Source organism: Trinickia terrae, assembly GCF_005144415.1.
GTDB classification, from domain to species: Bacteria; Pseudomonadota; Gammaproteobacteria; order Burkholderiales; family Burkholderiaceae; genus Trinickia_A; species Trinickia_A terrae.
Window position 1 is genome coordinate 59,439 of sequence record NZ_SWJE01000010.1, and the last position, 26,664, is coordinate 86,102.

A 26,664-nucleotide genomic window follows, 5' to 3' on the forward strand; every position below is an offset into this window, starting at 1 on the left:
TCATCGCTCCGATGGTTGTGCGTCTTCGAACGCGGGCAGCGTCATCGTCAACACTGTGCCCCGGCCCGGCGCGCTGTCGACCTCGACGTGCCCGCCGTGGCGCGTGACGACCGTTTTCACGAACGCCATGCCGAGCCCCGTGCCGTTCACGCTCGGCTGTCCGGGACTCTGGAAGCGCCGGAAGCGCTCGAACAAATGACGCTGCTCCGCTTCGGGAATGCCGTAGCCCTGGTCGCGGATCGTGCAGCGCACGAGCGCGCCGTGCGCCGCCGCTTCGACTGTGCAGACGATCCGCGTATCCGGCGGACTGTACTTCACCGCGTTCGTCAGCACGTTGACGAGCGCGCGCGTCATCAGCGAACGGTCGACGCAGATCCAATGCGGCTCGTCGCCGATTTGCGTGTCGAGCTGGATGCGCTTCGCGTGCGTCTGCGGCCAGATTTCGTCGCTCGCGTCGATGGCGAGCTCGATCATGCTGACGGGCTCGAGCACATAGGCCTGCGACTCGGCTCGCGCGAGCTGCACGAAATCGTCGGCGAGCGTGAGCGCGCGCTCGGCGTAGCGCTCGATGCGCGCCAGCAGCTCGCGGGTGCGCTCCGACTCGACGCGGCCCCGCTCGGTCTCGACGAGCGCGAGGATCGACGCGTGCGGCGAGCGCATGTCGTGCGACAGCAGGCGCAGCGCCTCCTCGCGATGGCGCTCGGCGGCATGCAGCGCCGTCACGTCGACGAGACCGGCGATCCAGCCGGTCGCCTCGCTCTGCGCGTTCGTGCACGGCGCGCAGCGCAGCAAGTGGTCGCGCTCGTGGACGTCGCGCACCTCGATGCCGCGCTCGAGCAGGTGCGCGTGCTGCGGCTGCGTCGGATCCAGCAGCGCCGGCCAGTGCGCGCGGGCGAAGGCTTCGGCGTCCGCGTCGTCGTCGATGGTCTTCACGAAAGCGAGGCCCGCGAGCGCCTCCTGCATCGGCCGGCCTTCCGGCGCCGGCGCGCCCAAGCCCGCGCAATGCGCGCGCGCCGCGTGATTGGCGATCAGCACGACGCCTTGCCGGTCCGTCACGAGAATCGGCTCCGGCACGCTGTTCAGGCTGTCCCAGACGAAGCGCTTCATGTCCTGCACGCGCTGCGAGGCCTGCGCCATCAGCGCGATCTGGCGTTCGAGGACGTCGCCGCCGAATTCGCCGCCGCTCCGGCGAGGCGGGTCGCCTGCAGCGCGCGCTTCATCTCCGTCGTCGGCAGCCGCCTCGGGCAGCAGATACGGCTCGTCGGCGAGGCGCTGCAGCTCGCGGCGCAGATAGGACATCGTCATCTCGAGCCGCCGCCAGTTCCAGAGCGGATACACGGCGACGAGGCCCGCCACCGCCGGCACCGGCGACATCCAGACACGCGCGCCGTACAAAAGCGCGGCGCTGGCCGCGGTCACGCCCGCGCACAGGCCGCCCGTGAGCAACAGCGAGCGCCACGGCGACAGGAACAGCAGCCCCGCGAGCAGCGCCGCGAGCGGCACGAGCGCGGCCGCGCAGCCCCACCACGCGCCGGCCGGCTCGATCTCGCGGCCGGCGATGAGCGCGTCGAGCACGTTCGCGTGGATCAGCACGCCCGGCAGCGGACCGAGCTCGCCCGAAACGGGCGTCGCGAAGCGGTCGTACAGGCCCGACGCCGTCGCGCCGATGAAGACGATCTTGCCGCGCAGCGCGTCGGCGGGCACGTCCCCCGCGAGCAGGCTTGCCGCCGACACGCTCGCGTAGTCGGCGGAGCGGCGGCTGAACGGGATCAGGAAGCGCTGCTCGCCGGCGACCGCCGGTGCTGGGTCCGCTGTTGCACCGGATGTGGCATGCGCGGCATCGCTCGCGGCCGCCACCGCGCCGCGCACGCCCGCCGAGCCCGGCCGCTGCGCGTGCAATCGCGCCTTCAACGCCCCCGCTTCGAGCGCCCGATAAACCGGCACGACAAGCTGCGGCCAGCGCGCGGCGGCGTCGCCCTCGACGAGCGCGACGCTGCGCACGATGCCGTCGGGGTCCACTTCGAGATTGATATGCCCGAGCGCGGCGGCAGCGCTCGCGAGCGCCGGCACCGGCAGCGTCGCGCTGCGGCTGCCGTCGCCCGCCTCCGGGGAGAGGAGCAGCGGCAAATAGGTGGGCGCCGCGCCGATCGCCTTCGCCAGCGTGGCGTCGCTCGCCTCGGGCTCGGTGAACAGGATGTCGTAGACGACGGCCGCCGGCCGCGCTTTCGCGAGCGCGTCGAGCAGTTGCGCATGCACGCTGCGCGGCCAAGGCCAGCGTCCGAGACGCGCGAGGCTCGCGTTGTCGATCTCCACGATCGCGATGTCAGGCGTGACCGGCAGTGGCCGCCACAGCAGGAAATGGTCGTAGACGATGCGATCGAGGCTCGCGCTCAGCCGCCCCGCCGAGCCGAGCACGGCCACCGCGACCCCGAGGCCGCAGATCGCCAGCCACTCGACGATGAAGCGGCGCCCGACCGGCCTCCTCAAGCCGATGGCGCGCCGCGCGCGGGTACCCAGATCGAAGGTCACGTGAGCAAGATGCCGAGCCTAGTAAGCCAGAGTAAAGGACTGCACAGCGCCGGCCTTTTCGTAGAACCTCCCGTTCTCGAACCGCTCGGCGACGACCGTCCAATAGTAGACGCCCGCCGGCAGATCGGAGACCACGATATGCCCGGCGTCGAGATCGACGCGATCGACGAGCGGATGCTGCAAGTCCGGTGCCGCCGCCAGCACGAAGCGGAAACGCGTCGCGGCGCCCGGCTCGCCCGCGCGGCTCACGAGCCAGCGGAACTCGTAATCGTGGCTGCCGGGGCGCCGGGCCGCCGAGGCCGAGAGCCCCGTCAAGCGCCGCTCGAACGCATAGGTCTGCGGCAGCCCCTGGAGCCCGTTCGTATCGATCGCGGAGAGACGCACGAAATACGTCCCATCCGGCAGATCGGCAAACGACGCGTGCGGAGCGTCGACGTGCGCGTCGCGCACGACGTCGAGCACACCCGCATCGCGCGCGATCTCCACGCGATAGCGCCCGGCGCCCGCCAGCGGGTCGAGGTCGAACGCGACTTGGCTGTCGTCCTGGACCTTGGCGGGATTGCGCAAGGCCGGCGCGCCGAGCAGCGCGACCGGGCCGCCGACGCCGCCACTCGCCCGCGTGACGCTGCCGTAACGCGCGCCGACGAGCTGCCCGGCCGCATAGGCGTCGCGCTGCGGCCCGCCATTGCCAATGCCATTGGCAGCCGCGGCAGCGACGCCCACCGCGCCGTCGAGCACCTCGACCGCCGTCGCCTGCTGCGCGTCGTCGTAGCCGACGCGAAAACGCGTGCCGCGCACGCCGGCCACCACCGACGGCGAGCGGATCTGGAAGCGATCGTCCTTGTGCGTCGCGTGCGTCACCTGGCTGTCGACCTCGCCGCGCTTCAGCGCGAACTGGCGCACGGTCGTGCCGACCAGCGCCGTCTGCCGCAACGTAGTGAGATCGAGCTCGGTGTTCGACGGCAGCGACAAGTGCGAGCCGTCCGCGAGTTCGAGCGTGACGAAGCCGTTGTCGCCGGTGCGCACGCAGTCGCCCTCGGCGAGCGTCGCGCCGACCGTCGCCGGCACGTAACGGCCACCGCGGAACGCCCGCTCGACAGGCCCGCTCATGGCGACGACGCTCGCCGTCAGCGGGTCGCGTCTGAGCAGCGCGACCGGCAGCCGCAACGTCATGCCGGCAGGCAAGTGGCGTGGCTCGGACACGCGGTTGCCGCGGGCCAGCGCCCGCCAGTCACCGGGGTCGCGCAAATAGCGTCCGGCGATGCCGATGAGCGTATCGCCGGGCCGGGTCACATAGGGCGCGGCGGCAGCGCTCGCGGTGGGCACATGCGGCTGGCGCGCCTCAGCCGGCCGCGCCTGGAGCACCGCCAGCGACGCCGCCACGGCAGCGATTGCCACCCTGCGCCGGTATCGTGCGGGCCGCCGCGGCGCCTGCGCCGCCGGGCTCGCATGCCTCACGCGCCCCCCTGCTCGAGGCGCTCGAGACGGTAGCCGTAGCCGTAGATCGGCATCAGCCGGTAGCCGTTCTCGGGACGCAGCCCGAGCTTCGCGCGCAGCATCGACACATGGGTGTCCATGGTGCGCGAGGGGATGTCGGCGGCCTGCTTCCAGATCACGTCGAGGATGTGCGCACGAGAGAGCGGCCTGCTCAAATGCTGGAACAGCAGCAGCGCGAGCTCGAATTCCTTTTGCGTGAGACTCACTGCGGCGCCCTTCACCAGCACGTTCTTCGCGCCCAGGTCGAACTCGTAGTCGCCGAAGACTTCCTTCGTGGCGGCCGGACTGAGCTGGTACGCGCGCCGCAAGAGCGCGCCCACGCGCGCGAGCAGCACGGACGCCGGCACGGGCTTGACGACGTAGTCGTCGGCGCCGGTGTTGAGCATCGAGCTGATGTCGGTCTCGCGGCTGCGGCTCGTCATGAAGAGCACCGGCAACTGCTCGGAGACGCTCTGCCGGACCCAGTTCAGCACCTCCTCGCCGGACATGTCGGGCACGTTCCAGTCGAGCACGAGCAAATCGAACGTCTGGCGGCGCAGCTGCCGCACCAGCGCGCGCCCTTCCGCGAACGCATGACAGACATGCCCCGCCGCCGACAGCGTCTGACAAACGAATTCCGTCTGCGCCGGATCATCATCCAGTACCGCGATTCTCATAGCACCCCACACCACAATTTCATTTTTCGTCGTTCTTCGGTCTGCACGCCCGTCTCTTCTCCGGCTCGCCGCCGGATCATCTCAAAAATGATGCGGATTTCGGCCCTTCGGCCGCAGTGGCAATCACCTTTTTCAAGGGTAAGCGAAAACGAATGACGGCTTTTTGATCGGCTCGCGCCGCAATTTGCCGGCTTTTCAATGCATTAACGGCATCGACGCGCGCAAATTGACGTACCGCACAGTATAAGAAGCGCGTAAAACAGAATCTTTTAAAGATTGTCAGATCGAAAAGGAAAGGTAAGTGAGAAGTGCCGGGCTGGCGCCCGCGCCACCGTCAGCGGCAAGCCGGCAGATCGGCAGCTTGCAGCACCTCGCCGGTTGCCGCGTCCTCGACGAACGCCGCCACGCCGAAGCGGCCAGGCGCGGACGCACGGGCGGCGCCCGCATCCGCCGTCAGCACGACGTCGCGGCGAATCCGCACCCGGCCGCCGGCAAGCGGCACCGGCCCCAGCCATTCGCGCACGACGCGATCGTGATGCAGCGTCACGCCACGGTTCTCTCCCGCGTCGACATCGGAGCTGAGCGCGTTCTCATAGACCGCAATGTAGGCGTTCAGCATGCGCGGCGCACCGGGCCGGGCGGCGAATTGCGCATCGACGCCGAGCGCGCCCGCCGATGGCGAGGCGGCCGGCGCGAGCGTAATCGCTACGTCGGCTTGCGCGGGCTGGGCCGCCAACTCGCGAAGACGCGCCTCGAAGCTGTCGGACGCCCCCCAGTCGCGCAGTTCCCGGCCCGCGACGAACACTTCCGGCGTGTAGATCAGATGGCCGCCAGCGTAGGCGGCGAGGCTCTTTTGGCGCTCCGTGAAGCGGTGCTGCGAAAAGCGGTCGGTCCAGCCGAGGCTGTTCCAGTAGTCGACATGCAGCGCGAGCGGCACCATGCCCGCACCCATGCCCTTGTCGCGCAGCCCGCTGAGCCACCGGTCGGCCGGCGGACAACTGCTGCATCCCTCGCTGCTGTAGAGCTCGACGAGCGCCACGCGATGCGCCGGACTGTGCGCGCTGCACGCCTCGCCGCCCGACGCGGCGCCGCTCCCCAAACCGAGCGGTCCCGCCAGGGCAACCGCCAGCGCCGCCCTGAGCCCCTTCATCCACTTCGTCCTGGTATGCATGATGCAGCTCCCTCACGTGCGCGATGTACGTTAGTCGGGCACAGGCGCAAGAGATGACAGCCGCGGCGCTTTTTTAAACGGGGGCGGCCACACAGCCGCCTCCGCTCATTCGTAGCTCATGATCAGCGTAATCGGCTTGGCCTCTCCCTTCTCGTCGGCGCGCGGCGCCGTCAGCGACAGCACCCCGCCGCTCGGCGGCAAGTGGTAATACCCGCCCGGCTGCCACGGGAACGCGCGTCCCTTCGGATCGACGAAGCGCGTCACGACGTCGTCCTTCGCGCCGGGTCCGATCGTCGAGCGCGCCGCATCGTTGGCCATGAACGACACCTCCGCGGGCGGCACGCCGGCGGCCTGCGCCGCGAACGTGACTTTGAGACCGCGGCTCGTGCCGGCGATCGAGGGTCCGCCTGCCGCGGTCACCGGTTCGATGGGCGCGGCGCTGACCTCGAAGCTCGGCCCGACGATGCGGCCGACGAACGTGATGATGCCGCCCTGCCCCGTCATCGGCCCCGCCGCCGACGTCGCCGGCATCGTCAAAACGGCCGCCGCCCCCAATGCGGCGCCAAGCATGGTCAGGGGATACAGGTTCTGCGCGCTCATCTTGAACTCCCGGTTTACTGCCGCTGCGCGGCTGATTGGTCTCTTCACTGCCTCTTTGTCGCCGTCATCTCGAAATTAGGACGATGTCAAGCATCGGTGCCTCGCGGCTTGCCGTGTCCGCCGGTTGCAAACCGGCGTCAACCCGGTGTATCGTGTGCGCTGCTAACGCGGGGGTCCTGTGTTGCGCTAGAGCTAAAAGTTCATAGCAATGGCGTCGCGCGGGTGAGAAATACCCTTTGAACCTGATCTGGATAATGCCAGCGCAGGGAAGCGTACGGGCTTCACCGCAATTCACCGCGCATAATCGCCCTGCCTTCCTCTCGTCTCCTGCTTAGCACCCCACATCAGGAGATATGCATGAACGCCAACCCCAAATTCATTTCCGCCGACGCACACGTCGACGCCGCAGCCGTCGAGCCGCTGCCGAATTCGCGAAAGGTCTACGTAAACGGGTCGCGTCCCGACATTCGCGTGCCGATGCGCGAAATCTCCCAGGCCGATACGCCGACCGCCTTCGGCGGGGAAAAGAATCCCCCCATCTACGTCTATGACACTTCCGGCCCGTATTCTGATCCTAAAATCGAGATAGATGTACGCCGGGGTCTTCCCGCATTGCGTCAGGGCTGGATCGAAGAGCGCAGCGACACCGAGACGCTGCCGGGCCTGTCGAGCCAATACGGACGCGAGCGCGCGGCCGACCCCGCCACCGCGCAACTGCGCTTTCCCGGCCTGCACCGCGCGCCGCGCCGCGCCAAAGCGGGCGCCAACGTGACGCAGATGCATTACGCGCGCCGCGGCATCATCACGCCGGAGATGGAGTTCATCGCGATCCGCGAGAACCAGCGCCGCGCCGAGTACCTCGAGAGCCTGAAGGCGAGCGGCCCGAACGGCGCGAAGCTCGCCGCGATGATGGGCCGCCAGCACCCGGGCCAGGCGTTCGGCGCCGCGGCCTTCGGCGCGAACGCGCTCGAAGAGATCACGCCCGAGTTCGTTCGAGAAGAAGTGGCGCGCGGCCGGGCGATCATTCCCGCCAACATCAACCACCCGGAAAGCGAGCCGATGATCATCGGCCGCAACTTCCTCGTGAAGATCAACGCGAATATCGGCAACTCGGCGGTGACCTCGTCGATCGGCGAGGAAGTCGACAAGATGACGTGGGCGATCCGCTGGGGCGGCGACACGGTGATGGATCTCTCGACGGGCAAGCACATCCACGAAACCCGTGAATGGATCATCCGCAACAGCCCGGTGCCGATCGGCACGGTGCCGATCTACCAGGCGCTCGAAAAGGTCAACGGCAAGGCCGAGGACCTCACCTGGGAAATCTTCCGCGACACGCTGATCGAGCAGGCCGAGCAAGGCGTCGACTACTTCACGATCCACGCGGGCGTGCTCCTGCGCTACGTGCCGCTCACGGCCAACCGCATGACGGGCATCGTCTCGCGCGGCGGCTCGATCATGGCGAAGTGGTGCCTCGCGCATCACAAGGAAAGCTTCATCTACGAGCACTTCGAAGAGATCTGCGAAATCATGAAGGCCTACGACGTGAGCTTCTCGCTCGGCGACGGCCTGCGTCCCGGCTCGATCTACGACGCCAACGACGATGCGCAGCTCGGCGAATTGAAGACGCTCGGCGAGCTCACGCAGATCGCCTGGAAGCACGACGTGCAGGTGATGATCGAAGGTCCGGGCCACGTGCCGATGCAGCTCATCAAGGAGAACATGGACCTGCAGCTCGACTGGTGCGACGAGGCGCCCTTCTACACGCTCGGGCCGCTCACGACCGACATCGCCCCCGGCTACGACCACATCACCTCGGGCATCGGCGCGGCGATGATCGGCTGGTTCGGCACCGCGATGCTCTGCTACGTGACACCGAAGGAGCACTTGGGCCTGCCGAACAAGGACGACGTGAAGGAAGGCATCATCACCTACAAGCTCGCGGCCCACGCGGCGGACCTGGCGAAAGGCCATCCGGGCGCGCAGGTGCGCGACAACGCGCTCTCCAAGGCGCGCTTCGAGTTCCGCTGGGAAGACCAGTTCAACCTCGGCCTCGATCCGGACAAGGCGCGCGAATTCCACGACGAAACGCTGCCGAAGGATTCGGCGAAGGTCGCGCACTTCTGCTCGATGTGCGGTCCGCACTTCTGCTCGATGAAGATCACGCAGGACGTGCGCGAGTTCGCGGCGGCGCAGGGCGTGTCGGATGAGGCGGCGCTCAAGAAGGGAATGGAAGTGAAGGCCGTCGAGTTCGTGAAGAGCGGTGCGGAGATTTATCAGAAGCAGTAAGCGTTCCGCATGACGCATGACCGGCAAAAAGCCCGCTTCGGCGGGCTTTTTGCTGCGCGCTTGCTTGTAGTGGTCTCGCCGCGCGGCGTTGCGCGATTCCCTGTCGTGCGGACACCCTGCGCCGAAACAATCCGTAAAACGAACGGCCGCGCCGCCCCTTCCGCATTGGCGTACAGTGATCGCACGGTGTGCCGCGCCCAGGCCGTATCGATTCCAGGAAGCGCATTTCATGAATACCAAGCTTGCAGCAACAGCGCTCGCCGGCGCAGTGTCATTGGCCGGCTGCTACTACGGACCCTACGGCTATGACCCGTACGGCGGCTATTACGGCTACCACACGACAGTGCCGGCTGCGGCGACGCAGCAAGCCGTCCCGGTCGTCGCCCAGCCGGGCGCCGCGTCCATTCCGCCACCGAACCAGCCGCCTCCTCCGCCCGCCACCTACAGCACGGCGCCCGCCATAACGCAATACGCGGTCGCCGACGTGCCCGGCTACTACGCCTATCCCGCCTACTATCCGGCCTACCCGGCCTACTATCCCGCCTACCCGGCTTACTACGGCTACCCGTACTGGTGGGGTCCGTCCGTCTCGATCGGATTCGGAGGCTGGTGGGGCGGGCGCGGCTGCTGCTGGGGCGGATGGCATGGCGGCTACTGGCACGGCGGCGGCGGTTGGCACGGGCATCGCTAGCCCGGCATCCCCGCGCGGGCGTGTTCTGTTCTTTAAGGCCGTACTTACCCGCCTTGACTGAACCGCCCCGGCTCCTATGCTTGGAAGCGCAAGCACGCGCCCGGCATCGAACAACAACGAAGGAGCCGAGATGTTCCATCAACTGCTTACCCCCATCGGCAATGCGCTATTGCCGTCGTTCATCGTCGCAGTCCTTCCCATCGCACTCGTACTCGTCCTGCTCGGCTGGGCCCGTCGGCCGGCATGGCAGGCCTCGCTCGCGGGCCTCGTGCTCGGGCTCGTCATCGCAGTCGCGCTCTGGCAGTTTCCGCTCGGCCTCGCGCTCGACTCGGTCTTCGCGGGCGCCGTGTTCGCCGTCTGGCCCGTGATGTGGATCGTCTTCAATGCGATCGTGCTCTACAACATCGCGCAGCGCTCCGGCCGCTTCGCAGCGTTCCGCATGTGGATGATCGACAACCTGCCCAACGACCGGCGCGTCGTGCTCGTCGTCATCGGCTTCTCGTTCGGTGCGCTGCTCGAAGGCATCTCCGGGTTCGGCACGCCGATTGCGATCACGAGCTCGCTCCTGATCCTGCTCGGCTTTCCGACGCTCGAAGCCCTAACCTTCACGCTGATCTTCAATACCGCGCCGGTCGCATTTGGCGCACTCGGCGTGCCGATCACGGTGCTCGGCGCAGTCACGCACCTGCCCGTCGATGCGCTCGGCAAGATGGTCGGCCGGCAATTGCCGTTCTTTGCGCTCCTGCTGCCGTTCTACGTGATCGCCGTCTACGCGGGCCTGCGCAACATGCTGCGGATCTGGCCCGTGCTGCTCGTCTCGGGCGCGAGCTTCGCGCTCACGCAGTTCGTCACCTCGAACTACATCAACTACAGCCTGACCGACGTGCTCTCGTCGCTCGTCTCGCTGATCCTCACGATCGGCTTCCTGCGCGTCTGGAAGCCCGCTGCGGATGCGCAGTTCGCCGTCAGCGTCGATCGCGCCGGCGAGGCGCGCGGCGAGGTCGGTGGCTGGCAGGGATGGATTCCGTGGCTCGTGGTGTCGGCGGTCGTGATCGTCTGGACCATCGCGAAGGTCTTCCTGATCGGCGATATCAAGCTGCCGTGGCCGGGGCTCGACAAGGCCGTCTACATCACCCTCTATCACACGCCCTATGGCGCCGTCTGGGACTTCCAGCCGCTCGGGACCGGCACCGCGATCCTCGTCGCGTCGATCATCACGGCGCTCCTCGTCAGGCTCCCCGTACGCGAGTTCTTCTGCGCAATCGTCGATACCTGGGTGCAGACGCGCATCGCCATTCTCACCGTCGCGACCATCGTCGGCCTCGCGTACCTGATGAACTACTCGGGCCTGAACTACACGCTCGGCCTCGGCGTGGCGTCGGTCGGCGCGCTCTTTCCGCTGGTATCGGCATTCCTCGGCTGGGTGGCCGTGTTCCTGTCGGGCAGCGACACCTCGGGCAACGCGCTCTTCGGCAACCTGCAGGTCGTGGCCGCGCATCAGTTGAACCTGGACCCGGTGCTGATGGCGGCGACCAACTCGTCGGGCGGCGTGATGGGCAAGATGATCTCGCCGCAGAACATCTCGACCGGCGTCGCGACCACCGAGCTCAAGGGCAAGGAAGGCGTCGTGTTCGCGAAGACGTTCAAGCATTCGATCTTCCTCACGATCGTGCTCGGCGTTCTCGTGTGGCTCCAGCAGAACGTCTTGACGGGGATGATTCCGCACTGAGTTCCGCGCGCGATCGGACCGGTCTGCGCCCCTGTCCAACGGAATTTGCCGTTTCTTGCTGTTTCATCGCACAGTGAAATATCGGCGCGAAGCCGGTGATAAGATGCGTGCGCATCCTGTCCCGAGCGCTTCGCAGCGCGTCTTCGATGAAACTCCAAAACATAGTCCAACTGATGGTGCTCGCCGCATTGTGGGGCGCATCGTTTTTATTCATCCGCGTCGGTGTGACCGAGTTCGGCGTGGCGCCGTTGATGGCGCTGCGCGTCGCGATCGGCGCACTGTTCCTGCTCGGCCTGCTGTTCGCGCGCAAGCCGCCGCGCGAGGCGTTGAGCATGCTGCGCCAACGGGCGGGGCCGCTCGTGATCCTCGGCGTGCTCAATTCGGGCGCGCCGTTTTGCCTGTTCGCGTTCGCCGAGCTGACGCTCTCGGCGGGCGTGACGTCGGTCATCAATGCGACGACGCCGCTCTGGGGCGCGCTCGTCGCCTACGTGTGGCTCAAGGACCGCTTGAACGCGGCGCGCTCGCTCGGCCTCGCGCTCGGCTTCGCCGGCGTGCTGACGCTCGTGTGGGACCAGATCGCCTCCCCGCACGGCAGCGGCGCCGCGACGCCGTGGGCCACCGCGCTGGCCGCTGCCGCCGCGCTCTGCGCGACGCTCTGCTACGGCATCGCTGCGAACTACACGAAGCGTCATCTGAGCGGTGTCGATGCGCTCACGCTCGCCGCAGGCAGCATGACCGGATCGACGATCGTGCTCGTGCCGTTCGCGCTCGTCACGTGGCCCGCGGCGCCGGTCTCGCTGCATGCGTGGGGCGCCGTGCTGGCGCTCGGCGTGGCCTGCACGGGCATCGCGTACTTCATCTACTTCCATCTGCTCAATGTGGCGGGCCCGGCCCGCGCGATGACGGTCACCTTCGTGATCCCGATCTTCGGGATTCTCTGGGGCGCGCTGTTTCTCGCCGAGCGCGTGAGCCCGGCGATGCTCGAAGGCTGCGCGATCGTGCTCCTCGGCACGGCGCTCGCCACCGGCTTCATCAAGGGCATCCCGTGGCGGCGGGAGACAGGAAAAGCATCCTGATTGCTTTTGACCGGCGCCGCGCATGCGATGCGGCGCCATGAAATACCCTTCCCTCATCCGCCAATCCCCGGCCACCGTACCCGATCGCACAGATAGACGCTCGAGTCTGGACTTACCCTGGAATCAACGCCCCCAACGCTCACTGGCTTTGCATGGGACCGGAGTAAGCGCTAAAGCGCTAACTCCGGATCGACACGTGAGCTGCCCCCCAAGGGGGCTTCTCAGTGCGCTCGGGGCGGCCCGGCGCGCACTGAGATACATCGTTTTGCTCGCTTTGTTACACTCGATTCGAGTGCTTCAGCGGAGTCCGGCATGCCTCGCCTCCTGGTTCGCGTGGTCTCGTACGATCTATTCGTTTGCGTGGTCTCGCCATGACCACGAAACGCGATCTGACGCTCGCAGGCCTCCTGCCGAGGCTCGCACGCGATGCGGCGGGATGGTATGCGACGCACGAATCGGTCACGCTGCGTACGGCGTTCCAGCCGGTGCTGTCGATCGCGCACAAGCGCATCGTCGGCTACGAAGCGCTCTTGCGCGCGACGGCAGCCGACGGCCGCGCCATCACGCCTGAGGAATTGTTCGGCGAGGCGCATTCGCTCGGCGCCGCCCTCACGCTCGAGCGGCTCACGCGCTGCGTGCACTTCGCCAATTTCGCCGAGCAGGACGCCAAGACCGATTGGCTGTTCGTCAACGCGCAGCCCCGCCTCTTCCAGATCGGCTGGCCACAGCGCACCTTCGTCGACGAGCTGTGCGCACACTTCGGCTTGCCCCACAGCCGCATCGTGATCGAAGTGCTCGAGCAGCCCGCCAACGACGAAGCGCTCCTCGCGCACGCCATCGCCTCGCTGCGTGAGCGCGACTTCCTGATCGCCATCGACGACTTCGGCACCGGCTTCTCGAACTTCGATCGCGTCTGGCAATTCCGGCCCGACATCGTGAAGCTCGACCGCTCGCTCGTCACGCGCATCGCAAGCGCGGGGAGCGACCATCAGTTCGTCACGCACCTCGTCACGATGCTGCACCGCGCGGGCGCGATGGTGCTGGCCGAGGGCGTCGAGACCGAGGGCGAGCTGATGACGCTGATGAGCGCCGACATCGATTTCGTCCAGGGCTATTGGCTCGGCCGCCCGCAGGCGTCGATCGACGCGGCCAACGCCGCCGCGCCGGCGCTGATCGAATCGATGTGGCAGCGCTTCAACGCGCGCGCCAAAGCGCATCGCGGCGGCAGACCGCCCGCGTGCGCGGGCTTCGAAGAAGCGGTGATGGCCGGGGCGCGCGTCTACGAGGCCTCGGGCGACCTCGCGCAGGCGGCCGAATTCGCGTTTCGCGTGCCCGAAGCGCGGCGCGTGTTCGTCATCGACGCGCACGGCGAGCAGCAGCGGCCGTCGATCGCCGCGGCCGGCGCGTCGCGGCCCGAACGCCTCGCGCCGCTCTATCCCGACATTCACAGCAACTGGTCACGGCGCGGCTATTTCAAGCGCGCGCTTGCATCGCCGGGACGCGTCGCGGTGATGGGCCCGCACTTCTCGCCGTCGGACGGCAAGGATTGCTATACGGCCGCCGTGGCCATCACGCTGAACGGCGCGCTCGACGTGTTCTGCGTCGATTTCATGATGGAAGCGCATACCCCCGTTCATGCGGCCGGGAACTGACGCGCACGGCGCTTTCATTCGACACCGCTCTCAAGAAAACGCCGGGCCGCCCCAAGTTTTCCGCCCCGAAGGAAGTCCCCTTGTGGGATTGCCCCCCTCGGGGAGCCTGGCGCGCAGCGACAGGTCTGGGGGCACTCAAGACTCACTCGGTCACGCGGCCGCGCCCTGCCTTGATCGCGCCGCGACGCGTTTTCGCATCGAGGCGCCGCCCCATCGACGCACGCGTCGGCTTGGTCGCGATGCGCGCGCGGTGCGTCACGCTCACGCTGCGGATCAGCTCGTCGAGCCGCGCCAGCGCGGCCGCGCGGTTCATCTCCTGGGTCCTGTGCTCCTGCGCCTTGATGACGATGACGCCGTCGCGCGTGATCCGGTGATCGGAGAGCGCGAGCAGCCGCATCTTCAAGACATCGGGCAACGACGACGCGCGAATGTCGAAGCGCAGGTGGATCGCGCTCGACACCTTGTTGACGTTTTGCCCGCCCGCGCCTTGTGCGCGAACCGCGGTCAACTCGATCTCGCCGGGCAGGAGGCTATAGCGGATGGCCGCCCCGCGGATGGCCGCCCCGCAGATCGTCATGACTGCCGCTCCCGCAGCGTTGCGGCGATGCGCGGGGCGGCCATCCGCGCGGCGAGGCCGGAGTCGCGCTGCGTCGGCGTGGCGATCGCCTGGGCGAGCACCGCGCGCGAGCCGATCACCTGCACCGCGCGGCGCGCGCGGGTCACCGCCGTGTAGACCAGCTCGCGCGAGAGCACGCGGCTCGCCGCCCCCGGCAGCACCAGCACCGCGTGATCGAACTCGGAGCCCTGCGACTTGTGGACTGTCAGCGCGAATGCCGTATCGTGCGGCGGCAGCGCGGCGGGCGATACGGCGCGCAGGCTGCCGTCCGTGGCGCGGAAATAGACGCGCAACGCGCCTTCGGAGCCGGCTCCCGCCGCGGGCAGCGCGACGCCGATGTCGCCGTTGAAGAGCCCCAGCGCGTAGTCGTTGCGCGTCACCATTACCGGGCGGCCGGCGAACCAGCTGGCGCCCACGCCGAGCGTCACCTTCGCCGCACGCCGCACGTGCGCGGCCAGCAACGCGTTCAACCGATCGACGCCGCGCGAGCCCGCGCGCGTTGCGCACAGCACGCGGAAGCAGTTCAGCGCGTCGAAGAGCGGCGCGGGGTCGGGGGCGGGTTGCGCCAAGGCATCGGCGAGCGCCTGCGCGTACGGCGCGAAACCTTGGGCGAGACGCGCCACGGTGGGCTCGGCGAGCGCCGCGCCCGCGTCTTCGTAAAGCGCCGCGGCGCAGGGAGCCTCGGGGTCGAGCGTCAGCGCGCCGAGGGCCGCATCGCCATCGCCGCGCCGGATCGCCAGGGACAATCTGCCGATCGGCGAATCGAGCCCGAAGCGATAATTGCGTTCGAGCCAGATGACGCAGTCGGTCAGCGGTGTGGAGGCCGTGGAGGGCAGCGGCGAGCCACTCGACGATTCGACATCCGAAGCACAGGCGGCCTGCCCGCCCGCTCGATCCCGCATGCCGCCACCGCCGGGCAACGCGCCCGGCTCGTCGATCCAGATGAGCGCTCCGCTATCGTCCAGGATGGCGAAGTACGCCTCGTCGTCCAGCACCGGCGGCGCGGACAATTCGACGGCGGCAGCCTCATCGGCCGCCGCCGTCGAATCGTCCGCCGCGTGTGGCTCGAGCGCCGCCTCGCCGTCGTTCGCCAGGGCCTCGGCGAAGCGTGCTTCGTCGATCCCCAATGCCTGCGCGATGCGCGCGGCGCCGGCCGCGCTGAACGCGGGCCGAGCGCTCAGCTCCGCGAACACTGCCCCGGCTTCGACGGCCGCAAGCTGATCCTTGTCGCCGAGCATCACGAGACGTGTTTCGGGGGCGAGCGCGTCGACGAGGTGCACTGCCATCGCGACGTCGATCATCGACGCCTCGTCGACCACCACCACGTCGTACGGCAGCGGATTGCCGCGGTGATGCCGGAAGCGCCCTCGCGGCCCCGAGCCGAGCAGCCGGTGCAGCGTGTGCGAAGTCTGCGGCAAGCGCATCGCGATCGCTTCGGGCAGCTTGCCGGACTGCGCGAGCAAAGCCTCCTGCATGCGCTGCGCGGCCTTGCCCGTGGGCGCGGCGAGCGCGATGCGCAGCGCGGGGTTTTCGTCGATGAGACAGGCGAGCACGCCGACGACCGTCGTCGTCTTGCCGGTGCCCGGGCCGCCGCTCACGATCGTGAGACGCCCCGACAGCGCGGCCACGGCGGCGACGCGCTGCCAGTCGATCCCGTCGTCCTGCGGCGGGCCGAAGTAGCGCGCCACGCGCGAGCGCAGCGCGTCGGCGGCAACGGCGCCGCCCTCCCCGGTTCCCTGCGCGGCGGCTGACGGACGAGCCCGCGGCTCGCGCGCCTCCACGTGCTCGACGAGAGACGCCGCCAGGCGCCGCTCGTAATCGAAGTAGCGTGCGAGATACAAGCGCCCGGACTGGTCGATCACGAGCGGACGCAGCGCCGCCGCGTCCTCCTCGCCGCTCGATACGACCCCGCTCGCCAGCAGCGCCGCCCGCGCATTGGCGGGCGTATCGCCGTAGCGGCGCGCGAGTCTCGCGAGCGGCACGCAGACGTGCCCTGCGCTCGTCGCGCGGCTTGCCGCGAACGCGGCGCGCTGCGCCCAGCGCACGCTGGCGGTGTCAGCCCCGAGCCGGCGCGACAGCGCGCCGATGCGGCGCGCGAAGCCCTCCGCGAGAGTCGTGCCGAAGTCGATGGGAGCGTCGAGGTTGCTCATACCCTCCCCCCGCCCATCACCGCATCGAGCGCTTCGACGAGCGCACGGGCCGGCGTGCGCGCATGCACGCCCGCCGGCCCTGCGCCGTCGCGCCATGCGGGCCGCACGCCGCGCACGAACAGGTACAGGTAGCCGCCGATGTGCGCGTCGTAGTCGTAGTTCGCCTTGCGCGTCTTCAGGTAGCGATGCAGCGCGACCGTGTAGATGAGCGCCTGCAGGTGGTACGCGTGCTCGGCCATCGCGGCGTCGAGCGCCGCCGCGCCGTACTGCTCGGGCGCGGTGCCGAGATGGTTCGACTTCCAGTCGACGATCCAATAGCGGCCGTCGTGTTCGACGATCATGTCGATGAATCCCTTGACGAAACCGGAAAGCGCACCCGCTTCGAGCGCGGTGTCCGGATAGCCGTTGGCGGCGAGCAGGCGCCGCAGCGCCGCGAAATCGAGCGCCGGCGCGGCAAACAGGAACGCCAGCTCGTTGAGCCGGCGCTCGGGGTTCAGCGCGGCGAGCGTCATGCCGGGCACGAGCTCGGTTGCGACGACATCGGCCATGAGCTGCGCCATCATCGCCGGCAGCCGCCGAGCTTCGTCCTGTGCAGCCGGCGCCGGACGCTCGCGCAACGCGCGCTCGATCGCCTGCGGCCAGCTCGCGGGATCGGAGAAGTCGGCCAATTCGAACAGCCGGTGCAGGCACTCGCCCGCTGCCGCGCCGCGCGGGAAAGCGAGGATGTCGCCGGCTGGAAGATCGCGCGTGCCGAAGGCCGGCAACGCAACTTGCGCTGGTCCTGGCTCCCCGCCTTCGAGCACGGCATCGGCCGAACGCGCCAGCGCCGCCGCCTCGGCCAGCTCGTCGTGATCGGGACGCGCCTCATCGGGCCCGGCGCCGCCCGCCTCGTGACGCGCGCCAGCGGCAATCAGCGAACTGAAGCTCGCGATCCGCCACGCATCATGCAACGCTCGCCGGCTCGCGCGCGCGGACAGATGCCGGCCGTCGGCGCGTTCGCTTTGCAGCGGCTCGCGCTGCACCGGCATGGGCAACGGCGCCAGCGTGATCGGGCCGCCGCGCAGCGCAAGCCAACGCTCGGCGAGCGCGCCCTCGTCGGGCGGGTCGGCGAGCCAGTCGTCGAACGTGCGATCGCCGCCCGCGACGAGCCAGTTCAGCACGCTGCGGCGCGACTCCTTCGTCGAGCGCGACGACAGATAGGCGCCTGCCACCAGATAGCAGCGATACACGGCCCGCGTGAGCGCCACGTAGACGAGCCGCGCGCGCTCGGCCGCCTGCTCGCGCGCGGCATCGCGTTCGGCGCGCTCGGCCTCTGCGCCGTCGCAGCCATAGTGCAGCACGGCGAGGCCGGCCTCGTCGTGGTATTCGCGCGCATCGGGCAAGCCGGACGCAGGCGGCTCGCGCAACGCGCCGTCATTGAGAAACGGGCAGAACACGACCGCATACTCGAGCCCCTTCGATTTATGGACGGTCACGATCTGCACGAGGTTGCGATCCGACTCGAGCCGCAACTGCGCGTCCTCGCCGCCGCCCGCTTCGCGCTGCGCGGCAAGCCAGCGCAGCGTCGGCGCAATGCCGGGCTGGGTGGCCGCGCGCGCCTGCACGAGCTCGGCCAGGTGATTGACGTCGGTCAGGCGCCGCTCGCCGTCGGCGAGCGCGACCAGCCGCTCGCCCACGCGCAGCTCGCGCATCAGCGTGCGCCACATGAGCGCAAAACCGCGCTCGTGCCACAGCGCGCGGTAGCGCGAGAAGCGCTCGACCCAGCCCATGGCGTCTTCGGCAGCATCCGCCGTCGCCGAAGACTCGAAAGACTGTGCGGCGCCGGAGGCATCGGCCGCCTGTTCGAGACGCCAGAGCGCCGCGGCATCGAGCCCGAACCAGTCCGTTGCCAACGCGGCGCGCACGCGCCGCAGGTCGCCGGGCGTATCGATTGCGGCCAGCACGCGCTCGAGCTGCTCGGCGTCGAGCGTCGCGAACACCGATGCCTGCGCCAGCTCGACGCTGCCGACGCCCCACGCCGCCAGCACGCGCTTCACGAGGCTGCCCTGCTTGTGGGTCTGCACGAGGACGGCGATCCGGGCGGGCGGCAGCGGCGCGCCGCCGATCGTCACTTCACCTGAGCGCGCCCCGCGCAGCAGCCTCACGATCTCGGCCGCGCAAGCCTCCGCCGCCTGCCGTTGGGCTTCGCGCTTTTGCAGCACGGCGTCGCCTTGGGGCAGCAGCCAAACGCGGAAGTCGCCCGCACCTGCCGCTCCTTGCGCCGCATCGACGAGCGGTGGCCGCTCGCGCGAGCCCGGGCGCACCAGCTGATAGTCGAGCCCATCGAGCACGAAGGCGTGCGGGTTGGCGCCGAAGATCCGGTTGCACGCCTCGACGACCGGCGGCGTCGAGCGCTGGTTGACCGCCAGCGTATAGCGCGCCGAGGCCGACGCGCGTGCCGCCAGATAGGTATGCAGGTCGGCGGCGCGGAAGCTGTAGATCGCCTGCTTCGGATCGCCGACCAGGAACAGCGGCCCCGGCGTACTCGGCCCCTGCGCGAAGATCCGCTCGAAGATCGCAAACTGCAGCGGATCGGTGTCCTGGAATTCGTCGATGAGGGCGGCTGGATAGCGCTTGCGCAGCGCGTCGGCGAGCCACGGATGCGCGGCAAGCGCGCCATATAGGTTCGAGAGCAGATCGTCGAACGAAACGACGCGCCGTGTACGCTTCATCGCGGCGAGCGATCGTGGCGCCTCGTCGAGCCACGCCGCGATGAGGCCGAGCCAGCGTGCGCGGTGCGCGGCTTCGGCGGCGTCGAGCGCCGCCGTCAGTTCGTCGGCGAGCGTGAAAAATTCGTGCTCAGGAGGCGTGAACTTGACCTTCGTCGCCTTCTTGAGCGCTGTCGCCGTCAGCTTCAGCGCGGCGCGCGGGGGCGCCGCATGGCAATCGCCTTCTTCGAAATAGGCGGACCAGGCTTCGATTGCCGCACTCACCGCTTCCGGCTTGTGCGAGGTCCTGCTGAGCCCGGCTTGGACGGCGTCCAGAAGCTTCACGATGGCGTCGCGCTCCGCTTGCCAGAGCGCGCTTGCCGTGTCGAAGCGCGCTTGCGCGCTCGACGCCGCCGACAGCGCCGCATCGGCATCCGCCCCGCCCCAGCGCAATTGCGCAAGCGGCTTCTTCAAGCGGCGCGCCAGCTGTTCGTCGAGCGATGCCGGGCCCGCGCGCCTGGCGACGAGCCACGACGCGAACGCAGGATGCGCCGCCGCCACGGGCTCGACGCGTTCGCGCCAGAAATCCGCGGCCAGTTCGAAGCGCAGCGGCGCATCGTCGGCCTCCATCTCGAACGCGAACGGCATCGCGGCGGCGAACGGCGCTTCCTGCAGCGCACGCTGACAGAACGCGTGGATCGTGTGAATCGCCGCCTGGTCGAAGGTGCGCAGCGCGCGCCGCACGCGCTTCTTCGCCGCCTCGCGCTCGATGCCGCCATCGGCTGCGAGCGTCGTCTCGAAGAGGCGCAAGACGAACGGATCGCCGCCGTGCTCGCCGGTCTCGATCGCGCGCTCCAGCTCCGCGAGCCGGCCGCGAATGCGCTCATGCAGCTCGGCCGTCGCCGCCTTCGTAAACGTGACGACGAGGATCTGGTCGGCGTTGAAATTCTTCTCGAGCAACAGGCGCACGTAGAGCGCACAGATGTTCCAGGTCTTGCCCGTGCCCGCCGACGCCTCGATCTGATTCACGCCGTCGAGCTCGCAGGCGAACACATCGAGCTCCCGCACGGGCGATGCGGCCGGCGTGAAATGCGCTGCGCTCATGAGCCGCTCCTCAGATGCCGGACGAGCGGCTCGAAGACGAGGCGGGCGAGCGTGCCGAACGGCTCGTCGAGCGACAGGTTCGCGCCGCGCCACGCGATGCGCAAAGCGGGATCGTCCGATTCGCCGCGCACGCGGTCGTTGATCCAGGCGCTGAACGCATCCGAATCGCCCTTGCTGACCTTGGCCCACGCGCTCTTCGGAAAGAACGCGAGCGGCAGTGAACGGCCCGTCTGGAACAGCGCGACGAGCGGCGCAAGTTCTTCGACGGGCGCCGCGACCGGCGTCAGCTCGAAGCTTTCCTTGCTGCCGTGCCAGACGGTGCGGCGCGGCCCGTCCGGCCGAACCGCGCAATAGACGAGGTGCGCCAGCCACGCCGAAAGGTAGTCGCGCGCGGCCGGGCTTGCGTAGCGGAAGATCACTTGTCCGGTTTCGGTGAGGAGGTTCAGCGTGCCGTGCAGCGCGAGCGGCGCAGGCGCCGCTTCGACGGCCTCGCGCAGGGCGGCGTCGTGCCTGCCGAAAATCGCGACACCCTCGGTTTCGGGCCAGCGCGGTTTCACGTCGAGCACGAACGGCAAACGCTCGACGCCCGCCGCGAGCTCACTGCGCACGTTATCCGCGAGCCGCCTCAACGCGCCCAGCTCGCGGCTGCGCCAGACGGCCCCCGTCGCACCGCCGGGCAATTCCGGGCTCGCTTCGGCCACGCGCTGCACGCGTGCGGCGACGGTGTCGCCGTCCGCTTCGAGCAGCGGCGGCAGCAAGCGGCCGGCCAGCGCATCGCGCCCGGCATAGTCGAGCTCGAACGGCTCCATGTCGATCAGCTCGCCCTGCGTATCGGCCAGCACGATGCCCAGCCGGTCGCGCAGGAGCGCACGCGCGGGATGCCGCCAGAAACGCTCGAACTCGTCGAAAGCGATGGAATCGGCAGCCTCGAGCGGCAGCGGCTCGGCGAAGAACGGCGCGAGGCGGGTCCTCTCGCGGCTAGCCATCCGCTCGGCCAGCACGGCGCGCTCCGCGTCGTAGGTGAAGAGCCCGCTCCGGCTGTCGAAATACTCGGCTGCGAACGGCTGCAGCGGATGCTCGACGATAAAGGCGCGGCGCGCTTCTTCGACTTCGGCAGGCGATGCTTCCGGCCCCGCCGACACCGTGGCGAGATGGTCGAGCAACTCATCGACGAGCGCGGCGGGCGGCAGCGCCGCGTTGTCGCGAATGCTGCGTCCGGTGTAGGCGATGAAGAGGCGCTCGCGCGCGGCGAGCAGCAGGTCGAGAAACAGGTTGCGCTCGTCGTCGCGCCGCTGCCGGTCGCCGAGCTTGCCGAACTCGGCCATCAGGTCGAACTCGTCGGCGCGCGCGAGCGACGGCAACACGCCGTCGTCCATGCCGATCAGGCAGACCACGCGATACGGCAGGCCGCGCAGGCTCGTGAGCGACGAGAACGTCACGCCGCCCCACGGCACGCCGCCGCGCGCCGGGTCGTCGAGCGCTTCGGTCAGCGCCGCGCGCACGACCGCGGCCGGCAGCTCGGCATCCTGCGCCCCTTCGCGCATCACGCCGACGAGCGCGTTGATGGCGTCGCGCACGTCGGCGAGCGCGTCGGTGAACGGAATGCCCGGGTCGAAAAAACGCGCGAGCGCGTCGAGCAGCAGCTCACCCCACGCTTGCGGCGCGAGCGACCCCGACGTGCGGCCCGCAAAGCCGTCGAGATCGTCGACAAAGCGCGCGAGCCGCCCAAGCAGCTCGCCCTCCGACCCGCTCGCGCCTTCGACCGGCAGCCATGCGTCGACAGGCTCGCCGCCCTCGGGCATCGCGTAGCCGAGAAAGAGCCGTGTGAGCGCGTCGGAGAACGTGTGGCGCGCGACGGGCACCGCCTCGTCGACAGGTGCTTCGGGTGCGAGGCCGCGTCGCGCGCCCGCGGCGGCAAGCCATTCCTGCGCGGTCTCGAGCGCCGCCGCGTCGATTCCATAGCGCGCCGCCACCGCGTCGACGCGCAGCCATTCGACGAGCTCGGGCGCGCTCACGCTGCGCTCGCCAAGCGAGAGCCAATCGAGCAGCACGCGCGCCACGGGATTCGCCTGCGACGGCGGCAGACCCGTGATCCGATAGGGAATGCGGCGGCGGTCGATACCGCGGCGGTCGATACCGGGGGCGTCCATCCGCCGGGCCGCGTCAGGCGAGCCTTCGCCCGCGGATGTCGTGCCGAACACCGCATCGATCAGCGGCCCGGCCGCGGCAAGATCGGGACACGCAACGAGCACGTCGGACGGCACGAGATCGTCGAACTCGTTGAACCAGCCGAGCAGACGGTCGTGCAGCACTTCGAGCTGGCGCGACAAGCTGTGGCAGACATGGACTTCGATGCCGCGCTCGACGCCTGCGTCATCGTCAGCGGTCTCCGTCTCCAAATCCAGGATCGCATTCTGCATCTTCGCGAGCCACGTCGGCGCGGGGTTCTCGGCAAAGCGCGTGGCTTCCGCCGACGCCGCGCTCTCGGTCAGCTCATGCAGCATGTGCAGTTGCGCCTGCGTCTGCCGGCCCCACTCCGCGAGCAGCGGATGACCGACTTCCTGATAGTCGAGCTGGCCGGCCGCATCGAGCGCTTCGAGGCGGCCGACGCTCACGATGTCGAACCAGAACTGGCGGCACGGGTTCATCGCATAGACGCGCACGTCGATCCAGCGCGACAGCTCGCGCAGCAACGCGATGTGAAGCGGCGGCATGGTCGGCAGCGCGAACACGTGGACCGACTCCGGCCAGCGCGCGCGCATCACGGCATCGAGATCGAGCGAGCGCGCCTCGGCAAGAAAGCGGTACGCAGGCGGCGTGGCCACGGCCAGCGATTTCGCATCCGTCCCGCCGCCCAGCTCGGCGAGCAGCGCGCGCCACAACGCCGCCTGCCATCGCTCGTCCTCGCGCGCCGTGCCGCTCGCGCCACGCAAGGCGGGGCCGCGGCTCTCGATGCTCGCGGCGGCATCGCCGCCCGCCGCGAAGATCGAGCCGCCCTGCTGCCAGTGCGCGAGCCATTCCGGCCGGTACGTCAGGTAGTGATCGAGCACGGCCGCCACGCGCCGCGCGAGCTCGTAGCGCATCGGCGCATCGGCGGCAGCGAGGTACGACGCGAGGCGCGGCGACGCGTTCCACCCGGCTTCTTCGGCATCGAGACCGAGCAGGCGATAGCAGCGCCACACGAGCCTGTCCGGCGCGAGCGGCGACGCCTCGGGCACCGGAATCACGCCGCCGATCTGCGCCCACAGCCACTGCGCCAGATAGCTGAAATTCACGTTTGCGCACACACCGTGGCGCGCGGCGATATCGAGCTCGAGATGCCGCCGCACCGCCGCGCTCGGCACGATGATCTGCTGCGCGACCCAGGGATCGGACGGCGCCGCCGACAAGTCGTCGAGCAGCGCGTCAGCCAGAGTCTCGTAACGGTTCGAGTAGAAAAGCTGGAGCATGGACCTTTGGGAAAGCGTGCGGCGCACGAAAAACGGCAGCGCCAAGCCGCGCACGGCGATCGAAAGCGCAAGCATAGCAAAGGCCGTTCGCGCCAAGAACTCGGCCGTCCGGCCGAGTCTTCACGCAGCCAAAATACGTTAGACTCGACGCCAATCCTGGATATGGCCCCAAGCGTCCCTTGGCCTTTCCTTCGCACTACCGGTTTCGTTGCCTGCTTTTCAAGCGATGCGCTATTCCGTCGAAATCAAAAAGTTTCTCTATAGCCAGTACTTCTTCGGCGGGCTGCGCATCGCGGTCGGCGTCTCGCTGCCGGCCGTCCTGTGCCTGATCGTCTTCAAGAACCAGGACCTCGGCTTCACGATCGCGACCGGCGCGCTCGGCGCCTGCGTCGTCGACATGCCCGGCCCGCTCAAGTACAAGCACAACGAAATGCTCGCGTGCAGCGTGATCGGCTTCCTGTCGGCGCTTGCCACGGGCCTCGCCACGTTCAACGTGCTCGCGCTCTGGGCCGCCATCGTGCCGCTCACCTTCGTGCTGTCGCTGATCGTCGTGTACGGCAACCGCTGGCCGCAGATCAGCTTCGCCACGCTGTTCATGATGGTCGTGACGCTCGAAGATAAATTCACGCCGATGGAGGCGCTCGTCAACGCGCTGTGGATTCTCGCGGGCGGCCTCTGGTACACCTATTGGGCGACGCTGGTCTCGCGCTGGCAGGCCTACCGGATCGAAAAGCAGGCGCTGGCCGAGGGTGTCTTCGCCTGCGCGAACTACCTGCTCGCGCGCGCCGATTTCTACGACCTCGACTGCGATCTCGACGAGTGCTATCGCAACCTCGTCGCGAAGCAGATCGCGGTGGTCGAGATGCAGGACGCCGCGCGCGACATCGTGCTGCGCAACCTGCCGAAGCTGAGGAGCGGCAAGCTCGACCCGCGCCGCACGGTGCTCTTCAACCTGTTCATCAATTCCGTCGACCTGCACGACCTGTTCGTCGGCGCACACACCGACTACCCGCTCGTGCGCAACACCTTCGGCGGCTCGGACCTGATGATCTTCTATCGCGACCTGATCCGCAAAGCCGCGCGCGATCTCGAGGAGATCGGCCTCGCGGTGCTGCAGAACCGGCCGCCGCATTCGCGCATCAGCGTGAAGGCCGAGCTGCGCGCGATCGAGTTCGAGCTCGAGCTGATGCGCAAGCACGATTTTCCGAAGAAGAACCCGGAGGCATACGCGGCGGTGTCGGCCACGTTCCGGCGCATCTGGAGCGCCACGCGTCTCATCGACAAGATCAGGAAGAGTCTCGCGAGCGAGGAGGCCCCGACACATACCGAGATGCGCATCGACCAGACACTCACGCGCTTCATCTCGAGCCGCCGCGTGCCGTTCCGGCAGATCTTCTCGAACCTGACGATGGCCTCGCCGAGCTTCAGGCACGCGCTGCGCGTGACGATCGCGGTCGCCGTCGGCTTCTGGCTCGGACGCCTCCTGCCGCTCACCAACGCCTACTGGATCGTGATGACGAGCATCATCATCCTGAAGCCCGGCTACTCGCTGACCAAGCAGCGCAACGCGCAGCGTATCGTCGGCACCGCGATCGGCTGCGCGGCGAGCATCGCGCTGATGCTGCTCGTGAAAGACCCGCCGATCCTGCTCGTCATCATGTTCGCGTCGATGGTGATGAGCTACAGCCTGCTGCTCTTCAACTATGCGGCGAGTGTCGTGTTCACGTCGTCGTACGTGCTGCTGCTGTTCCATCTGCTCGCGCCGGGCAGCATGCGGATCATCGGCGAGCGCGCGATCGACACCTTCGTCGGCTGCATGATCGCGATCGCCGCGAGCCGGCTGTTCCCGTATTGGGAATACCGGCTGATGGGCAAGCTCGTCAAGGACATGGTTTCGGCCACCCGGCAATATCTCGAAGCGAGCTGGTGGAGCGCGGGCAAGCCGGCAACCGCCGCGATGCCGTCGGGGATGGCGAAGACGAGCGGCGCCGGGGAACCCGCGGCGGCCGGACCCGATGCCGAGCTTCACGCGCTCGAATCCGAGGCGGGTGCTCTCGCATTGTCGAGTGGCGGCGCGCGTGCATCCGGCGTCGCCACAGCAACGGACGTGCCCGTGCGCTCCACCGTCCCCGCCTCGCATGCGTCCGCGTCACCGGCCGCCGCGCTCAAAGCCCCGCCGGCCGCTCCGGCCGCCGCCGCGCACGAGCGCGACTTCCGCTACCGGCTCGCGCGCAAGCACATGCACGTCGCGTTCGCCAACCTCGGACAGGCATTCCAGCGGATGATGCTCGAGCCGAAGGCGCACCAGCATTTCGTCGCCGAGCTCAACGACCTGCTCGTGCAAAGCCACGTGCTCGCCTCGCAAATCACCGCCGCGGCGCCGCTCTTGCGCAATACCGCGCAACACGAAGGCGCCGGTCTGCAGGCATTGCAGCGCGCGTTGTCCGTGGTCCGCGAAAACCTGACGCAAGCGCTCGCAGGCGAGCCGCCGCCCGCCGATCAGGCCGAGATCACGAAGCAGCTCACGCGCGAGCTGGATTTGATGGCGGTGGAGGTCGAGAAGTCGGAGGCGGGGTCGCCCGAGCTCGCGCAGGAAGTGAAACTGCTCGCGCATCAGTGCAAGCAGATGCTCGCGGCGTCGGGTTTCATCCGCAAGGATGCGGGGGTGATCCGGCTGCCGCAGGAAGCATTGCCGGCGGGATAGTCGAGGGGGCAGAGCCCGGACGGGTGGAACCCACCCGCTCTTGCCCCCAAGACAAGGCTCAAGC

General features: G+C 68.7%; 15 protein-coding genes and 1 riboswitch. Of the genes, 6 read left to right on the top strand and 9 right to left on the bottom strand.

Annotated features, from left to right (window positions below; all coding sequences use genetic code 11):
• The 5 genes from FAZ69_RS18795 to FAZ69_RS18815 all read right to left on the bottom strand — a co-directional run bounded on the left by FAZ69_RS18795 (position 1) and on the right by FAZ69_RS18815 (position 6,453).
• Positions 1-2,529, bottom strand: a complete 2,529-nt coding sequence (locus tag FAZ69_RS18795; RefSeq protein WP_136896595.1) for a CHASE2 domain-containing protein — start codon at positions 2,527-2,529, stop codon at positions 1-3.
• A gap of 18 nt (positions 2,530-2,547) precedes the next feature.
• Positions 2,548-3,927 carry a FecR family protein gene (locus FAZ69_RS18800; RefSeq protein ID WP_136896596.1) on the bottom strand — a complete coding sequence of 460 codons (1,380 nt, stop codon included), beginning with the start codon at positions 3,925-3,927 and terminating at the stop codon, positions 2,548-2,550.
• 56 nt (positions 3,928-3,983) lie between these two features.
• Positions 3,984-4,682 (bottom strand): response regulator transcription factor, encoded by a 699-nt coding sequence (locus FAZ69_RS18805; protein ID WP_136896597.1) that lies wholly within the window; start codon positions 4,680-4,682, stop codon positions 3,984-3,986.
• A 334-nt stretch (positions 4,683-5,016) separates the two neighbouring features.
• Positions 5,017-5,853, bottom strand: a complete 837-nt coding sequence (locus FAZ69_RS18810; protein WP_136896598.1) for a DUF1223 domain-containing protein — start codon at positions 5,851-5,853, stop codon at positions 5,017-5,019.
• A gap of 105 nt (positions 5,854-5,958) precedes the next feature.
• Positions 5,959-6,453, bottom strand: coding sequence for a hypothetical protein (locus FAZ69_RS18815; protein ID WP_136896599.1), 495 nt, complete (start codon positions 6,451-6,453; stop codon positions 5,959-5,961).
• 159 nt (positions 6,454-6,612) lie between these two features.
• Positions 6,613-6,740: riboswitch (TPP riboswitch) on the top strand.
• A gap of 70 nt (positions 6,741-6,810) precedes the next feature.
• On the opposite strand from FAZ69_RS18815, the gene thiC reads away from it, so the two are divergent.
• The 5 genes from thiC (at position 6,811) to FAZ69_RS18840 (ending at position 13,890) form a co-directional block, all read left to right on the top strand.
• Entirely contained in the window at positions 6,811-8,742 is a 1,932-nt protein-coding gene (gene thiC, locus FAZ69_RS18820) for a phosphomethylpyrimidine synthase ThiC (protein ID WP_136896600.1), read from the top strand.
• Positions 8,743-8,971: 229 nt separating this feature from the next.
• A complete protein-coding gene (locus tag FAZ69_RS18825) occupies positions 8,972-9,433 on the top strand; it encodes a hypothetical protein (RefSeq protein WP_136896601.1) in 462 nt (153 codons plus the stop codon).
• Positions 9,434-9,563: 130 nt separating this feature from the next.
• Positions 9,564-11,162, top strand: coding sequence for an L-lactate permease (locus FAZ69_RS18830; protein ID WP_136896602.1), 1,599 nt, complete (start codon positions 9,564-9,566; stop codon positions 11,160-11,162).
• 146 nt (positions 11,163-11,308) lie between these two features.
• Complete coding sequence (locus FAZ69_RS18835) at positions 11,309-12,238, top strand: DMT family transporter (RefSeq protein ID WP_136896603.1); 930 nt, start codon at positions 11,309-11,311, stop codon at positions 12,236-12,238.
• Between the two features lie 371 nt (positions 12,239-12,609).
• The gene (locus FAZ69_RS18840; protein ID WP_136896604.1) at positions 12,610-13,890 is read left to right on the top strand and encodes a sensor domain-containing phosphodiesterase; all 1,281 of its coding nucleotides are present in this window, start codon (positions 12,610-12,612) and stop codon (positions 13,888-13,890) included.
• A 142-nt stretch (positions 13,891-14,032) separates the two neighbouring features.
• Here the strand turns inward: FAZ69_RS18840 and arfB are convergent, their stop codons facing one another.
• The 4 genes from arfB to recC are packed head-to-tail and all read right to left on the bottom strand — an operon-like array spanning position 14,033 to position 23,896.
• Positions 14,033-14,467, bottom strand: a complete 435-nt coding sequence (gene arfB / locus FAZ69_RS18850; protein WP_136896606.1) for an alternative ribosome rescue aminoacyl-tRNA hydrolase ArfB — start codon at positions 14,465-14,467, stop codon at positions 14,033-14,035.
• Entirely contained in the window at positions 14,464-16,656 is a 2,193-nt protein-coding gene (locus tag FAZ69_RS18855) for an AAA family ATPase (protein WP_136896607.1), read from the bottom strand. Before FAZ69_RS18855 ends, arfB begins: the two co-directional genes overlap by 4 nt.
• Positions 16,653-20,447, bottom strand: a complete 3,795-nt coding sequence (recB, locus tag FAZ69_RS18860; RefSeq protein ID WP_136896608.1) for an exodeoxyribonuclease V subunit beta — start codon at positions 20,445-20,447, stop codon at positions 16,653-16,655. Before recB ends, FAZ69_RS18855 begins: the two co-directional genes overlap by 4 nt.
• Positions 20,444-23,896, bottom strand: coding sequence for an exodeoxyribonuclease V subunit gamma (recC, locus tag FAZ69_RS18865; protein WP_136896862.1), 3,453 nt, complete (start codon positions 23,894-23,896; stop codon positions 20,444-20,446). Before recC ends, recB begins: the two co-directional genes overlap by 4 nt.
• 226 nt (positions 23,897-24,122) lie before the next feature.
• On the opposite strand from recC, the gene FAZ69_RS18870 reads away from it, so the two are divergent.
• Positions 24,123-26,600, top strand: a complete 2,478-nt coding sequence (locus tag FAZ69_RS18870; RefSeq protein ID WP_136896609.1) for an FUSC family protein — start codon at positions 24,123-24,125, stop codon at positions 26,598-26,600.
• Positions 26,601-26,664: the final 64 nt, after the last annotated feature.

Coding starts and splice junctions, on each gene's coding strand:
- recC (WP_136896862.1), bottom strand. CDS start 23,896: ATGCTCCAGCTTTTCTACTCGAACCGTTACGAGACTCTGGCTGACGCG.
- thiC (WP_136896600.1), top strand. CDS start 6,811: ATGAACGCCAACCCCAAATTCATTTCCGCCGACGCACACGTCGACGCC.
- FAZ69_RS18870 (WP_136896609.1), top strand. CDS start 24,123: ATGCGCTATTCCGTCGAAATCAAAAAGTTTCTCTATAGCCAGTACTTC.
- FAZ69_RS18840 (WP_136896604.1), top strand. CDS start 12,610: ATGACCACGAAACGCGATCTGACGCTCGCAGGCCTCCTGCCGAGGCTC.
- FAZ69_RS18835 (WP_136896603.1), top strand. CDS start 11,309: ATGAAACTCCAAAACATAGTCCAACTGATGGTGCTCGCCGCATTGTGG.
- FAZ69_RS18815 (WP_136896599.1), bottom strand. CDS start 6,453: ATGAGCGCGCAGAACCTGTATCCCCTGACCATGCTTGGCGCCGCATTG.
- FAZ69_RS18805 (WP_136896597.1), bottom strand. CDS start 4,682: ATGAGAATCGCGGTACTGGATGATGATCCGGCGCAGACGGAATTCGTT.
- arfB (WP_136896606.1), bottom strand. CDS start 14,467: ATGACGATCTGCGGGGCGGCCATCCGCGGGGCGGCCATCCGCTATAGC.
- recB (WP_136896608.1), bottom strand. CDS start 20,447: ATGAGCGCAGCGCATTTCACGCCGGCCGCATCGCCCGTGCGGGAGCTC.
- FAZ69_RS18855 (WP_136896607.1), bottom strand. CDS start 16,656: ATGAGCAACCTCGACGCTCCCATCGACTTCGGCACGACTCTCGCGGAG.
- FAZ69_RS18830 (WP_136896602.1), top strand. CDS start 9,564: ATGTTCCATCAACTGCTTACCCCCATCGGCAATGCGCTATTGCCGTCG.
- FAZ69_RS18825 (WP_136896601.1), top strand. CDS start 8,972: ATGAATACCAAGCTTGCAGCAACAGCGCTCGCCGGCGCAGTGTCATTG.
- FAZ69_RS18810 (WP_136896598.1), bottom strand. CDS start 5,853: ATGCATACCAGGACGAAGTGGATGAAGGGGCTCAGGGCGGCGCTGGCG.